This window comes from Mycobacterium sp. 852002-50816_SCH5313054-b (assembly GCF_001667185.1).
Taxonomy (GTDB): Bacteria; Actinomycetota; Actinomycetes; order Mycobacteriales; family Mycobacteriaceae; genus Mycobacterium.
In genome coordinates this window covers 1-14,181 of record NZ_LZIC01000069.1, presented here as the reverse complement: position 1 = coordinate 14,181, position 14,181 = coordinate 1, and the positions used below count along the sequence as shown (strand labels likewise).

Here is a 14,181-nt window from a genome sequence, read left to right as displayed (position 1 = left end):
CATGACGTTGCGAGTGGTTCCCGAGGGGCTGGCCGCCACCAGCGCGGCCGTGGAGGCACTGACGGCGCGGCTGGCGGCCGCGCACGCGGCGGCGGCCCCGGCGATTACCGCGGTGGTGCCGCCGGCGGCGGATCCCGTGTCGCTGCAGACGGCCGCGGGGTTCAGCGCCCAGGGCCAGGAGCACGCTGCCGTCGCCGCCCAGGGTGTCGAGGAGTTGGGCCGCGCCGGAGCGGGCGTGGGTGAGTCCGGCGCCAGCTATCTCGCCGGTGACACGGCGGCGGCCGCGACCTATGGGATGGCGGCGGGCTGACGATGACGGCCCCCGTTTGGATGGCGTCGCCGCCGGAGGTGCACTCGGCGTTGCTGAGCGCTGGTCCGGGGCCGGGGTCGCTGCTGGCGGCCGCCGGTGCCTGGTCGTCGCTCAGCGCCGAATACGCCTCGGCGGCGGCCGAACTCAGCGGGATTTTGGGGGCGGTGCAGGCGGGGGCGTGGCAGGGCCCGAGCGCCGAGCAGTACGCGGCGGCTCACCTGCCGTACCTGGCGTGGCTGCAGCAGGCCGGCGCCGACAGCGCCGGCGTGGCCGCCCAGCACGAGGTCGCCGCGACGGCGTACGCCGGCGCCCTGGCCGCGATGCCGACCCTGGTGGAGCTCGCCGCCAACCATGTCATCCACGGCGTCCTGCTTGCTACGAATTTCTTTGGCATCAACACGATTCCGATCGCGCTGAACGAGGCAGACTACCTGCGCATGTGGGTCCAGGCCGCCACGGTGATGGGTGCCTATCAGGCGGTCTCGGGCGGGGCGCTGGCCTCGGCGCCGCGCACCACCCCGGCACCTTCCATCGTGAACCAGAGCGGCGCGGCCACCCCGGCCGCCCAGTCGGGTTCGTCTTTCAATCCGTCCGACCTGCTGTCTCAGCTGCTGTCGCAGTACACCAATTTCTACGGAAACATGTTCCAGGAGCTCGCCACGTTCTTCCAGGACCCCGTCGGGAACTCGGTGAAGATCATCCAGGCCTTCATGACGAATCCGTCTGAGGCACTGGTGCTTTACGGTCCGCTGTTGTTCGCGATCGCCTACCAGGCTTTCTCCTGGATCGGTGCGGGGATCACTTACCCGTCGCTGCTGCTCAGTCCTTTCCTCGGGCTCATCCTCCCGGTGGCACTGCAACCGGCGCTGGCGCTCGCGGCCGCGGCCCCCGCGCTGGCGGCACCCGTGGCGGGGGGTATCGCCGCGACCGCCGTCCCTGTTTCCACGGTGTGGCCGGTCGCCGGCGTGGCCCCGACGGCCGCGGCTCCGGCGGCGGCACCGGCGTCGGTGGGCACTGCGGGCGCCAGTGCGCCCGCAGTGCCGGCCCCGGCGACAACCGTCGGAACCTTCGCGTACATGGTGGGTTTCGGCGGTGGCCCCGGATCCGAGTCCGGCCCGACGCTGGGTGGCCGTGGCGGCGCCAAGGCGCCGGCGGCGACCATACCGGCGGCGGGCGCGGCGGCGCCCAGCCGGGCAGAGGCGCGGGCGCGGCGGCGCCGGCGGGCGGCGATGCGCGAATACGGCGACGAGTTCCTGGACATGGATTCGGACATCGGCGTTGCACCCGACTATGAGGCCGAGGAGTTGGTTTCGGCGGTGGCCTCCGGAAACGGGGCCGGGAGCCTGGGATTCGCGGGGACCGCACACAAAGACACCGCCGTGGGCGCCGCCGGGTTGACCAAGCTGGCCGGCGACGAGTTCGGCGGCGGTCCGCGGATGCCGATGGTGCCGGGGACGTGGGATCACGAGCCGGAGAAAGGGGGCGACGACGGCACCTAACGTGGCAGTCAGCAACCGAAATCCGAAGAGAGCGAAAGGAAACCAATCACCATGAGCATGTTGGACGCTCATATTCCGCAGTTGGTGGCCGCGCAGTCGGCGTTCAGCGCCAAGGCGGCCTTGATGCGCAGCACGATCAGCCAGGCCGAGCAGGAAGCGGTGTCGGCGCAGGCGTTCCACCAGGGCGAGTCCTCGGCGGCGTTTCAGGCCGCGCACGCCCGCTTCGTGGAGGTCGCGGCGCGGATCAACACCCTGCTGGACATCGCCCAGGCCAACCTCGGGGACGCCGCCGGCACCTATGTGGCCGCCGACGCCGCGGCCGCGTCGGGCTACACCGCGTTCTGATCAGACCTCCAACCGCGAAAGGACTTGCGATGTCGCAAATCATGTACAACTACCCCGCGATGCTGGGCCACGCCGCAGACATGTCGGGCTATGCCGGCACGTTGCAGGCGCTCGGATCGGACATCGCCAGCGAGCAGGCCACGCTGTCCAATGCCTGGCAGGGTGACACCGGCATGACGTACCAGGTGTGGCAGGCGCAGTGGAACCAGGCGATGGACAGCCTGGTCCGGGCCTATCAGTCGATGGCCGGCACCCACGATGCCAACACCACCGCGATGCTCGCCCGCGACCAGGCCGAGGCCGCCAAGTGGGGCGGTTAATCCCCGCCTGATGAACGCAGCACCAAATGCCGTCGAGCTGACGGTTGACCACGCGTGGTTCATCGCGGAAACCATTGGGGCGGGCACCTTCCCGTGGGTCCTGGCGATCACCACGCCCTATCGCGACGCCGCGCAGCGCGCCGAGTTCTTCGAGCATCAGCGCGCCGAGCTGACCCGGATCGGTCTGGTGTCGCGGGACGGGCTGGTCAACCCGGCGGTCGCCGGCTGGATCAAAACGGTGTGCTTCCCGGACCGGTGGCTCGACCTTCGGTACGTGGGGCCCGGGGCGGCCACCGGCGCCGGTGAGCTGCTGCGCGGCGTGGTCGCTCAGCGCGCCACCGGCGGGAGCGGCACGGCGCAGAAAACCGTCGTGGCGTTGCGCAGCGCCCAGCTCGTCACCTTCACCGCCATGGATATCGACGACGCGCGGGGGCTGGTCCCGGTCCTCGGCGTCGGGCTGTCGCAGCGGCCGCCCGCCCGGTTCGACGAGTTCAGCATGCCGATGCGGGTGGGGGCCCGCGCCGACGAACGGCTGCGGACCGGCGCTTCGCTGTCGGAAGTCGTTGATTATCTGGGCATTCCGGCGTCCGCGCGACCGGTGGTGGAGTCGGTGTTCTCCGGGCCGCGCAGCTACGTCGAGATCGTCGCCGGGTCCCGCCGCGACGGGCAGCACTCGACCACCGAGGTCGGGATGAGCATCGTCGACACCGCCGCGGGCCGGGTGCTCATCAGCCCGTCGCGCGCCTTCGACGGCGAGTGGGTCTCCACTTTCGCCCCGGGCGCGCCCTTCGCCATCGCCGTCGCGATCGAACAGCTGACCACCCTGCTGCCAGAGGGCCAATGGTTCCCCGGCCGCCGGCTGTCCCGAGACTTTTCCGCACAGAGTTCATAAACACCCAACGTTCAGATACAGCAACGAAATAGAGAAGAGAGAACCATGTCAGTGACGTCCGGCGCCGTGATGCCGATAGTGCGCGTCGCCATCCTCGCGGACAACAGGCTGACGGAGATGGCCCTGCCGGCCGAGCTGCCGCTGCGCGAAATCCTGCCGGCGGTCAAGCGGTTGGCGGCCCCGGCGGCCACCAACGGTGACACCGAGGACACCCTGGACGGTCTCGCGGCCGCCCACCTGAGCCTGGCGCCGATCGGCGGCGCGCCGTTCAGCCTGGACGCCAGCCTGGACACCGTCGGGGTCGTCGACGGCGACCTGCTGGCGCTGCAGCCGGTGCCCGCCGGGCCGGCCGCGCCGGGCATCGTCGAGGACATCGCCGACGCCGCCATGATCTTCTCGACCTCCCGGTTGCGGCCCTGGGGCACAGCGCATATCCAGCGTGCGGCGCTGGCCGCGGTGATCGCCGTGGCCTTCCTGGCGACCGGTCTCGGCGTCACCTACCGGGTGGCCACCGGCGCGCTGTCCGGGCTGGTCGCGGTCGCCGTGATCGCGGGACTGACAGGGGTGGTCGGCCTACTGGGCACCGCGCGTTCGCCGCGCGCCGGGATGGCGCTGTCGATCGCGGCCCTGGTGCCCATCGGCGCCGCGCTGGTATTGGCGGTGCCCGGCGGGTTCGGGCCGGCGCAGCTGATGCTGGCAGCGGCCGGCGTCACCGCGTGGTCGCTGATCGCCCTGATGGTCCCCGGCCCGGAGCGTGAACGGGTCGTCAGCTTCTTCACCGCGACCGCAACCGTCGGGGCCGGGGTGGCGCTGGCAGCCGGCGCCGAATTGCTCTCGCATTTCCCGATACTGACCATCGGCTGCGGGCTCATAGTGGCGGCCCTGCTGGTCACCGTCGAGGCCGCTCCGTTGTCGGCGCTGTGGGCGCGCTTCCCGCTGCCCGTCATTCCGGCGCCCGGCGATCCCACCCCGTCGGCACCGTCGCTGCGCGTGCTCGAGGACCTGCCGCGGCGGGTGCGGATCGGCGACGCGCATCAAAGCGGGTTCATCGCCGCCGCGGTGTTGCTCAGCGCGCTGGGCTCGGTGGCGATCGCGCTGCGCCCGGAGTCGTTGGCGGGCTTCGGCTGGTACGTGGTCGGCGCGACCGCGGCGACGTCCGTGCTGCGCGCCCGCGTGTGGGACTCGGCCGCCTGCAAGGCCTGGCTGCTCGCCCAGCCCTACCTGGTCGCCGGTGTCCTGTTGGTGCTCTACACCGCGACGGGGCGCTACGCCGCCGCGCTCGGCGCCGCGTTGGTGCTCGTCGCGCTGGCGCTGGTGTGGGCGGTGGTGGCGTTGAATCCGCGCATCGCGGCGCCGGAAAGCTACTCGCTGCCGCTGCGGCGGCTGGTGGGCTTCGTCGCGGCCGGCCTCGACGCCTCGCTGATCCCCGTGATGGCCTACCTGGTCGGTCTGTTCGCCTGGGTGCTCAATCGATGATGCGCCCCCAAGCCGGATTGGCCTGCGTCATGGCCCCTTTGGCGGCCATGATGTGGGCCGCTCCGTCGGCGCTGGCCATCGACCAGCCGAAGGTGGATCCCGGCGTCCCGCCGCCGAGCGGAGCGCCCGGACCCGGGCAGCCGATGGAGCAGCGCGGCCCCTGCAGCGTCTCCGGTGTCATCCCGGGCAGCGATCCGGCCGTGGCGGCGCCCAGCCAGTCGATGCTGAATCTTCCTGCGGCGTGGCGGTTTTCCCGAGGCGAGGGCCAGCTGGTGGCGGTCCTCGACACCGGCGTGCGCCCCGGCCCGCGGCTGCCCAACGTCGATCCCGGCGGCGATTTCGTCGAGACCACCGACGGCCTGAGCGACTGCGACGGGCACGGCACTCTGGTGGCCGGCATCATCGGCGGCCAGCCCGGTGACGATGGGTTCTCGGGGGTGGCGCCCGCCGCACGGATGCTCTCGATCAGGATGACGTCCGCGAAATTCTCGCCGCGCACGCCGGGCGGTGATCCGTTGCTGGCCAGGGCGTCCCAGGACATCGCGACGCTGGCGCGGGCGATCGTGCACGCCGCCGACCTCGGCGCCCGGGTGATCAACATCTCCGCGATCACCTGCCTGCCCGCCGACCGGACGGTCGACCAGGCCGCGCTGGGCGCGGCGATCCGCTACGCGGCGGTGGACAAGGACGCGGTGATCGTGGCCGCCGCGGGCAACAACGGCCCCACCGGCTCGGTCGCCGGCGGAACGTCCTGTGACTCCAACCCGCTCACCGACCTCGGCCGCCCCGACGACCCGCGCAACTGGGCGGGTGTCACGTCGGTCTCCATCCCGTCGTGGTGGCAGCCGTACGTGCTGTCGGCGGCCTCCCTCACGCCGGGCGCGGAGCCGTCGAAATTCACCATGGCCGGGCCGTGGGTGGGCATCGCGGCGCCGGGCGAAAACATCGTGTCCGTCAGCAACCGCGACGGCGGCGGCCTCGCCAATGGCCTGCCCGACGACCATCAGCAGTTGGTCGCGTTGAGTGGCACCAGCTATGCGGCCGGCTACGTGTCGGGCGTCGCGGCGCTGGTGCGCAGCAAGTATCCCCAACTGACCGCGACGCAGGTGGTGCACCGCATCACCGCGACCGCCCACAACGGGGCCCGGGCGCCCTCCAACGTCGTCGGCGCCGGCGCGGTGGACCCCGTGGCGGCGCTGACGTGGGAACTGCCCGCCGGCAACCCATCCGGCGTGTCGGCGGCCAGGCCGGTCACCGTCCCGGCGGCGCCCGCGCCCCGGGACACCACCCCGCGAACCGTCGCGTTCGCCGGAACCGCCGCGTTGGCCGTCGTCGTCGCGGCGGTCGCCGCCGTCTCCGCGATCGCCCGAAAGAAGGAGACCACCCCGTGAGCCGCTCGACACCCGCTGCAGGAACGGGCCGAATCACGCTGGCGCTGCTGGCGGTGGTGCCCGCGGCGATGGCATACCCCTGGCGGTCCCCCCGCGACTACTGGGTGCTCGGCATCGCGGCCGCCGTGGTGATCGTGCTGTTCGGCTGGTGGCACGGCCTGCACGTCACCACGATCCTGCGCCGCCGCCTGGCGATGGCGCGGCGCGCCCGGGGGTCCGTGCCCGAATCGGGCTCTGCCACAAGCGCAACCGCGCTGCTGCGGCTCGGGTCCCCACTCGGCGACTCCGACGTGCTCCCGCTGCGCCTCATCGCGGACTACCTGGATCGCTACGGCATCCGCGCCGACAAGATCCGAATCACCAGCCGCGACAACGCATCCGACGTCTCAAGGCGCCAGACGTGGATCGGGCTCACGGTGTCGGCGGCCGACAACCTGGCGGCGCTGCAGGCGCGCTCGTCGCGGATCCCGCTGACCGAGACCGCCCAGGTCGCCGCGCGCCGGCTGGCCGACCACCTGCGTGAGATCGGCTGGGACGCCGGCACCGTCGCACCCGACGACGTCCCGCGGCTGCTGGCGCCCAACGCTCGCGAGACCTGGCGGGGTGTGCAGCGCGGCGACTCGGATTACATCGCGGCATACCAGGTCCGCGTCGACGACGGACTGGCCGAAACGCTGGACGCGATCCGGTCGCACCCGGTGCGCGAAACCTGCACGGCGCTGGAGATCGCCGGCGACCGGACGCATCACACCGTCGCGGCCGCCTGCGCGTTCTTGACCGATTCGCCCCCCACGGGCGCGGCGCCGCTGGCCGGGTTGATCCCCCAGCGCGGTAATCACCGGCCCGCGCTGGCGGCGCTGGATCTGTCGTCGGCGCAACGCCTCGACGGACACGTTGACGAGCCTCCCGGCGTCCTAGCGGGACTGGCTTGGCCGACTCCGGGGGCGGGCGCCCATCGGGCGCCGCTGGCGTCGTGAGTCGTTTGGTCCCGGTGCGCTAGAACATAACCCCGCGCAGAAACTGGGTCATCCGGCGCAAATAGTCCAGCTGGCTCACGTGCAGCACATGGCTGCCCGGAAACCAGTGCAGCGCACAGCGATTCCAGTGTTCCCACAGCGTGACAGCCTGTTCCGGCGGGGCCATCCGATCGCCGAGGCCGGTGATGATCATCCGGCGGTCCTTTCCGATCAGCGGCGGGTAGTTCAGCGGCGAGTGATAGGCCAACCCGGCGGCAAGCTCGGCACGGCTGATCTTGGACATCCGCAGCCCCAGCCCCATGAGCTTGTTGGCCGGGAACCAGTCGTCGAACATCGTTGCCGGCGTCACGACCGGGCAGTTGGGGATGACGGCCTCCAGCCGGTCGTCGACCGAAGCCACCAGCGCGGAGGTGTAGCCGCCCAGCGAGATTCCGGTCAGCGCGATGCGCTCGACGCCGGTGTGGCGCAGGTAGTCGATGATGGACCGGAAGTCGTGCACGGCCTGGGCCATCGCCTCGGCGAAACCGCACAACCCACCGGAGAAATACCCGAAACCGCTGAACGGCGAATACTTTTCGGCCCGTGGGCCGTGGAACGGCAGGGTGTACATCAGGACGTCGTAGCCGGAGCGGTAATACCACGGCAGCGTGAAGAACCGCCCGTTGGCCAAATACGACGACCCCATGAAGCCGTGGATGACGCACAGCGTGGGATGCGGTCCGTCGCCATGCCGCCAGTGCTGCGCGTGCACGATGTTGTTGGCGGACAACGCGCTCCAGCGCGTGCGCATCGCGGGATTGATCGCCCGGAAGCTGCTGGGGAACGAGATGTTGTCGACGGTGCCGTGGGCGATCCACTCCGCGAGCGGATTGGCGGGCCGCGACGAGACGGTGGGCGCCTCGGTGGGCGCCGGAAACGACCTCGCCGGATCCCGCTCGGCGCCAAGTTCGGCGTAGAAGCGCAGGCTGTCGCGTTCGCTGCCGGAGCGCACCGACGTGGCCAGCACGGCCGGCGTGACGGTGGTCGTCAGCACCGACGCGACCGCGGTGCGCAGCGCGAGGTCGGAGATGGCCGCCGCCTCCACGACCATTCGCTGACGGGGCGACAGCGCGGAGCGCGGCGGCAATCCCGCGGCGCCCGCGGGCACGTCGGCGCCGGGAACGTCCGGAACGGGAACCGGAGGATTGACCGGGTCCGGGTCGGGCGGTGTCACAAACGCGATGCTATCGCCCACTCGGTCGGCGCCGGGGCCGCATGCGGTAATACGGTTTACCTATCAGCTCGACCCGTGCTGGTGTTGATCAGGAGGACCGACATGTGGGATCCCGACGTCTACCTGGCCTTTGCTGACCATCGCAGCCGCCCGTTCTATGACCTGGTGTCGCGAGTGGGTGCCAAGCAGGCGCGTCGAGTGGTCGACCTGGGCTGCGGCCCGGGCCACCTGACCAAGTACCTGGCCCGGCGCTGGCCGGAGGCGGCGATCGAGGCGGTGGACAGCTCGCCGGAGATGGTCGCCGCCGCCAAGGAGCGCGGCATCGACGCCGTCATCGGCGACTTGCGGGACTGGAAGCCCAAGCCCGACACCGACGTGGTGATCTGCAACGCCGCCCTGCATTGGGTACCCGAGCACGCCGGTTTGCTGGTGCGGTGGGCCGAGGAGCTGGCGCCCGGCTCGTGGATCGGCGTGCAGATCCCGGGCAACTTCGAAACCCCGTCGCACGCCACGGTGCGGGCGCTGGCCCGCCGCGAGCCGTACGCAAAACTCATGCGCGACATACCGTTTCGGGTGGGCGCGGTGGTCCAGCCGCCCATGAACTACGCCAACCTGCTGCTGGACGCCGGATGCAAGATCGACGTGTGGGAGAGCACCTACCTGCATCAGCTCACCGGTGAGAATCCGGTGCTGGAATGGATCACCGGCACGGCGCTGGTGCCGGTGCGCGAGCGGCTCGACGACGAGGGCTGGGAGCAGTTTCGCCGCGAGCTCATCCCGCTGCTGGACGACGCGTACCCTCCCCGGGCCGACGGCACCACGATATTCCCGTTCCGGCGGGTATTCATCGTCGCCGAGGTCGGCGGCGCCCAACGCTCCGGCGGATAAGCCGGACTATTCCTCGATGCCGCGGTCGACGGCGATCGCCGAGCGGCTGCTCGGCTTTATGCGGTGAATCTGCAGATAAGTCTCGGTGTAACGCAGGGCGATGCGGTAGCCGGCAAACTCCGACGGTATCACGTCGCCGGTGCGCTGGCGCCAATCATGCAGGCGCACAGCCAGATCGGCGGCGATCGCCTCCATGGCGGCGCCGTCGACCCCGGTCAGCAGGTTGGCGGTTTCGCTGGGATCGGTGCGCAGGTCGTAGAGTTCGCGCTCGGGGCGCGGGCCCGAAATGTACGGTGCGACCGCCTGCCCCGAGGGGCTTTCCTGGATGTCCAACGGCAGGTCCAGCAGCGGGCGGGCCGCGTAGTTCTCGATGTAGCTGTATTCCTTTGTGCGAATCGCGCGAATGGGGTCGAACGAGTCGTGGTAGGTCTTCATGGTGTACACCTGCTGCCGGACCGGTTCGGTTGGCGGGCCGGGCGCCAGCAGCGCGCCGGCGTGTGACACTCCTTCCACGTCGGGCGGCACGTGCACGCCCAAGAGCCCGAGCAGCGTCGGCACCAGATCGACGCCGCTGAACAGCTCGTCGTAAACGTGCGGCGCCACCGCGCGTTTGGTGGGAGGGCGGATGATCATGGCGATGCCGGTTCCGGCGTCGTACAGCGTGGATTTCGCGCGCGGAAACGCCGGCCCGTGATCGGTGAAGAACACCACCCACGTGTTGGCATCGAGCCCCGTTTCGGCCAGCGCGTCCAGCAGCCGGCCGACGGCGGCGTCGGCCGTGGCGATCGCCCCGTAGAAGTCGGCGAGGTCGCCACGAACGTCGGGGGTGTCGGGCAGGTAGTCGGGGGGATCGACCTGCGCGGCGTCCGCCGGCTCGTAGCGGTCGCGCGGGTAGGGGCGGTGCGTCTCGAAGAAGCCCGCGGTCAACAGAAACGGCTGGCCCGCAAGGTTCTCGGCGCTGTCGCGCAGCCATTCGTCCGTTCGGTCCACCACGTAGTCGCAGTAGGAGTTGGACACGTCGAACTCGTCGAAGCCCAGCCGCTTCGGGTAGGACGTCTCGTGTTGCATCCCGAAAAGGGCTGAGTAGTAACCCGATTCGGACAACATCTGGGGCAGCGTCCGCACGCCGCTGCGATATTCCCAGCCGTGGTGCGCCAGGCCGACGAGCCCATTGCTTTGCGGGTAGCGCCCGGTGAACAGCGATCCGCGCGACGGCGAGCACAGCGGCGCGGCGGCATGAGCCCGGGTGAACAGGATGCCCTCGGCGGCAAGCCGGTCCAGCCGCGGGCTGGCCACGTCCGAGTGACCGTAGGCGCCGAGGTATCGCCCCAGGTCGTGCCAGTGCACGAGCAGCAGATTCTCTTTGGCGTGTTGAGCCGTCATACCGTCACCTCGACCGGCGACGATACAGCAGGGTGTCCGCGTCCACCGGGCGTTACGCTCGGCGCGATCCCCATTCGTTCTCGGAGACGAACTCCGGCAGCGGCCGCCCGAGGGTCCAGCCGTCGAGCTCCAGGGCCGGCCGGTCGGGAAACTCGGGCACCGGGCCCAGACACAGGATGGCCACCGGCTCGGCGTCGGCGGGCATCGCCAGCAACGCCGCCAACCGTTGCGGGTCGAACAGGGAAACCCAGCCCATGCCAAGGCCTTCCGAGCGCGCCGCCAGCCACAGGTTCTGGATGGCGCACGACACCGACGCCAGATCCATCTGCGGCAGCGTCCGCCGGCCGAACACGTGCCGGTCGCGGTTGTCGCGCAGCGCCACCACGAACAGTTCGGCGCACTCGAGGATGCCCTCGACCTTGAGCGCCAAGAACTCCTCGGCCCGCTCGCCCAGCGCCGCGGCCGTCAGCGGACGTTCCTCGTCGACCAGAGCGTGGATGCGTCGACGCAGGGCGCCGTCGGTGATCCGGATGAAGCGCCACGGCTGCATCAGGCCGACGCTGGGCGCGGCATGCGCGGCCTGCAACAACCGCGCCAACACGTCCTCGGCCACCACGCCGCCCGGCGAGAACCGGCGCATGTCGCGCCGTTCGGAGATCACCCGGTAGACGGCCTGCCGCTCCTCGGGGCTGAAGGCCGGATCGGTCACACCCGTCATCGTAGGAAAGCCATCGCCGCCGTGACGATCACGGCGAATAGGTGACGCCGACGGCGCGGAAGACGTATTCGGGTGGCATGTCGAAGGCCAGCGACCGGCGCGGCAGCGCGGCGAGCGCGTCGTCCGGGACCGCCGCCTTGTAGTGCAGCGACAGCTCCCCGCTGAACTTGGGGTCGACCTCGGCGACGTCGACGTCGACCTGCACACCGGTCGACGAGATCTCGACCATGGCCGCGCCCGCCTGCGGCGCGTCCCAGCGCGCGTCGACGGTAGGCCCGGCCAGCTTGGGCAGCATGGACAGCGTCGCGAGCACCCGCTCGGAGGTGAAGACCAGCGAGCCGGCGTAACTGGCGACGCTGTGCGGCAATCGCACGCCGGGGATGGTGCCGCTGAAGCGCCGGGTCACCGCGACATAGTCGGCGAGGTAGATCAGGCCCTCCGCCTCGACCTGGGCGTGCAGGTCGGCGGGAAGCTTGCCGATGCCGAACAATCTGCGGACGAAGACCGCCATGACGCCAGTATGACCGGCCTGGTATCCGTTGACTCATGACCCGCCCCCGGACCGGCTGGGCCGTGGGCGTCGCCCTGGCCGCCGCGCTCGTGTACGCGGTCATGTGGGTGGGCTACTGCCGGCACTGGAGTTGGCCGCAGCGCGTCGACTGGTCGTTGTTGAACCCCGCCCACGACCTCGGCATCAAACACCCGGCGTGGGTGAGTTTCTGGGACGGGGTGTCGATCGCGCTGGGACCGGTGACGCTGCGGCTGCTGGGGACGGTGGCGACGGTGGCCGCGCTGGTGCGGCGCGACGTGCGGGCGGCGCTCGTGCTGTTCGCCTGTACGCCGCTGAACGGGCTGGTGACGTGGGCGGCCAAGGGCCTGGTGGACCGCCCGCGACCGCCGACCATGCTGGTGGCGGTGCCCTCCTCGTCGTTTCCCTCGGGGCACGCGCTGGAGGCGACGTCCGCGTTGCTGGCGCTGCTGGTGTTCCTGCTCCCGATGCTGAGCCGCGCGCTGGGCCGCGTCGCGATCGCGGTGACGGCGCTGAGCCTGCTGCTGGTCGGGATCGCCCGGGTGGCATTGAACGTGCACTACCCGAGCGACGTGCTGGCCGGGTGGTCGCTGGGGTACCTCTATTTCCTCCTCTGCCTGTTGGTGTTTCGGCCTCCGATACGCACCACTAACGCCGACCGTCGAGTTGTTGAGAGAAGTAAGCCGAAATCTCGACAACAAGTCGACGCTCGGCACATCGATAACGGCGCAGTGACGCAACCGGGTCTAAAGCTTTACTTGACCAGGAGGTTCGCGCCGCCCGACGATTGAACCCATGCGCCGACTGCTCGCTTCGCTGTGCGCCGGGGCGTGCCTGATCGCCGCGTCGGTCCTGCTGGCGCCGGCGGGTAACGCGGCCGCTCCCTGGTTCGCGAACTCCGTCGGCAATGCCACGCAGGTGGTTTCGGTCGTCAGCACCGGCGGTTCCAACGCGACGATGGACATCTACCAGCGCACCGCCGCCGGTTGGCAGGCGCTGGTGACCGGTATCCCCACCCACGTCGGTTCCGCGGGCATGGCGCCGCAGGCACGCAGCGGGGTTCCGGCAACGCCGATGGGCGTGTACACCCTCGACTCCGCCTTCGGCACCGCGCCGAATCCCGGTGGGGGACTGCCCTATACGCAGGTCGGGTCCAATCACTGGTGGAGCGGCGATGACCACAGCCCCACCTTCAACAGCATGCAGGTCTGCCAGAAGGCGCAGTGCCCGTTCAGCACCGCCGCCAGCGAGAACCTGCAGATCCCGCAGTACAAACACGCGATCGTGATGGGCGTCAACAAGAACAAGGTCCCGGGCGGCGGTTCGGCCTTCTTCTTCCACACCACCGACGGCGCTCCCACCGAGGGCTGCGTGGCGATCGACGATCCGACGCTGGTGTCGATCATCCGGTGGCTGCGGCCCGGCGCGGTGATCGCGATCACGAAATAACCCGGCGACCCGCCTGGGCCTGCGGTGTTTGCATGATTCGGTGACGTGGACGACGCTGGCGTGGAGCTACTCGACCACGGAAGGCGCCATGCGATGACAGAGCTGGTTACCGGGAAAACGCTGCCGAATGTCGTCGTCACCGGCATCGCCATGACCACCGCGCTGGCGACCGACGCCGAAAACACCTGGAAGTTGTTGCTGGACCGCCAAAGCGGCATCCGGACCCTCGATGACTCCTTTGTCGACCACTATGACCTGCCGGTGCGCATCGGGGGACACCTGCTGGAGGAATTCGACGACGGATTGACCCGCGCCGAGCGCCACCGGATGGGCTACCTGCAGCGGATGTCCACCCAGCTGAGCCGGCGGGTGTGGCAGCAGGCCGGCTCGCCCGAGGTCGACCCCAACCGGCTGATGGTCTCCATCGGCACCGGCCTGGGCTCGGCGGAGCAAATCGTCTTCAGCTACGACGACATGCGCGCCCGGGGGCTCAAGGCCGTGTCGCCGCTCGCGGTGCAGAAATACATGCCCAACGGCGCCGCCGCGGCCGTCGGGCTGGAACGGCACGCCAGGGCCGGGGTGATCACCCCGGTTTCGGCGTGTGCGTCGGGTTCCGAGGGCATCGCCCAGGCGTGGCGCAGCATCGTGTTCGGCGAGGCCGACATCGCGATCTGCGGGGGGGTCGAGGTCAAGATCGAGGCGGTGGCGATCGCCGCGTTCGCCCAGATGCGCATCGTGATGTCCACCAAGAACGACGACCCGGCGGGCGCCTGCCGCCCGTTCGACCGGGA

General features: G+C 70.4%; 15 protein-coding genes and 1 pseudogene. 12 read left to right on the top strand and 4 right to left on the bottom strand.

Features of this window, described 5'->3' with window-relative positions; translation table 11 throughout:
- Position 1 precedes the first annotated feature (1 nt).
- Genes A5787_RS14990 through eccE form a run of 8 tightly spaced genes read left to right on the top strand, consistent with a single transcriptional unit; the run spans position 2 to position 7,210 of the window.
- On the top strand, positions 2-310 hold the full coding sequence (locus A5787_RS14990) for a PE family protein (protein WP_066968228.1): 309 nt from the start codon (positions 2-4) through the stop codon (positions 308-310).
- Between the two features lie 2 nt (positions 311-312).
- Complete coding sequence (locus A5787_RS14985) at positions 313-1,809, top strand: PPE family protein (RefSeq protein ID WP_066968226.1); 1,497 nt, start codon at positions 313-315, stop codon at positions 1,807-1,809.
- 51 nt (positions 1,810-1,860) lie between these two features.
- Positions 1,861-2,154, top strand: coding sequence for a WXG100 family type VII secretion target (locus A5787_RS14980; RefSeq protein WP_066917492.1), 294 nt, complete (start codon positions 1,861-1,863; stop codon positions 2,152-2,154).
- A 29-nt stretch (positions 2,155-2,183) separates the two neighbouring features.
- Positions 2,184-2,474 (top strand): WXG100 family type VII secretion target, encoded by a 291-nt coding sequence (locus A5787_RS14975; RefSeq protein WP_066968224.1) that lies wholly within the window; start codon positions 2,184-2,186, stop codon positions 2,472-2,474.
- 10 nt (positions 2,475-2,484) lie between these two features.
- Positions 2,485-3,366 (top strand): ESX secretion-associated protein EspG, encoded by an 882-nt coding sequence (locus A5787_RS14970; RefSeq protein WP_066968221.1) that lies wholly within the window; start codon positions 2,485-2,487, stop codon positions 3,364-3,366.
- A 45-nt stretch (positions 3,367-3,411) separates the two neighbouring features.
- Positions 3,412-4,842, top strand: a complete 1,431-nt coding sequence (gene eccD / locus A5787_RS14965) for a type VII secretion integral membrane protein EccD (RefSeq protein ID WP_156763958.1) — start codon at positions 3,412-3,414, stop codon at positions 4,840-4,842.
- Entirely contained in the window at positions 4,839-6,233 is a 1,395-nt protein-coding gene (gene mycP, locus A5787_RS14960) for a type VII secretion-associated serine protease mycosin (RefSeq protein ID WP_066968215.1), read from the top strand. Before eccD ends, mycP begins: the two co-directional genes overlap by 4 nt.
- Entirely contained in the window at positions 6,230-7,210 is a 981-nt protein-coding gene (eccE, locus tag A5787_RS14955) for a type VII secretion protein EccE (RefSeq protein ID WP_066968212.1), read from the top strand. Before mycP ends, eccE begins: the two co-directional genes overlap by 4 nt.
- A gap of 19 nt (positions 7,211-7,229) precedes the next feature.
- On the opposite strand, the gene A5787_RS14950 is transcribed toward eccE, so the two are convergent.
- Positions 7,230-8,423, bottom strand: a complete 1,194-nt coding sequence (locus tag A5787_RS14950; RefSeq protein ID WP_066968417.1) for a S9 family peptidase — start codon at positions 8,421-8,423, stop codon at positions 7,230-7,232.
- 102 nt (positions 8,424-8,525) lie between these two features.
- Here A5787_RS14950 and A5787_RS14945 point away from each other — a divergent pair, with 102 nt between their 5' ends.
- Positions 8,526-9,311 (top strand): trans-aconitate 2-methyltransferase, encoded by a 786-nt coding sequence (locus A5787_RS14945; protein ID WP_066968209.1) that lies wholly within the window; start codon positions 8,526-8,528, stop codon positions 9,309-9,311.
- Positions 9,312-9,317: 6 nt separating this feature from the next.
- Here A5787_RS14945 and A5787_RS14940 read toward each other — a convergent pair whose 3' ends face one another.
- From A5787_RS14940 to A5787_RS14930, 3 genes are read right to left on the bottom strand one after another with little or no spacing between them, the layout of a single operon-like run.
- Positions 9,318-10,694, bottom strand: coding sequence for a sulfatase (locus A5787_RS14940; RefSeq protein ID WP_066968205.1), 1,377 nt, complete (start codon positions 10,692-10,694; stop codon positions 9,318-9,320).
- Between the two features lie 52 nt (positions 10,695-10,746).
- Positions 10,747-11,412, bottom strand: a complete 666-nt coding sequence (bluB, locus tag A5787_RS14935) for a 5,6-dimethylbenzimidazole synthase (RefSeq protein WP_066968202.1) — start codon at positions 11,410-11,412, stop codon at positions 10,747-10,749.
- Positions 11,413-11,440: 28 nt separating this feature from the next.
- Positions 11,441-11,923 (bottom strand): hypothetical protein, encoded by a 483-nt coding sequence (locus A5787_RS14930; protein ID WP_066968200.1) that lies wholly within the window; start codon positions 11,921-11,923, stop codon positions 11,441-11,443.
- Positions 11,924-11,958: 35 nt separating this feature from the next.
- On the opposite strand from A5787_RS14930, the pseudogene A5787_RS14925 reads away from it, so the two are divergent.
- The 3 genes and pseudogenes from A5787_RS14925 to A5787_RS14915 form a co-directional block, all read left to right on the top strand.
- Positions 11,959-12,579, top strand: a pseudogene (locus A5787_RS14925) (phosphatase PAP2 family protein); the annotation flags it as partial.
- A 157-nt stretch (positions 12,580-12,736) separates the two neighbouring features.
- A complete protein-coding gene (locus A5787_RS14920; protein ID WP_066968192.1) occupies positions 12,737-13,390 on the top strand; it encodes a L,D-transpeptidase in 654 nt (217 codons plus the stop codon).
- Between the two features lie 93 nt (positions 13,391-13,483).
- On the top strand, positions 13,484-14,181 hold a 698-nt coding region (locus A5787_RS14915; protein WP_304441157.1), incomplete at its 3' end, for a beta-ketoacyl synthase N-terminal-like domain-containing protein.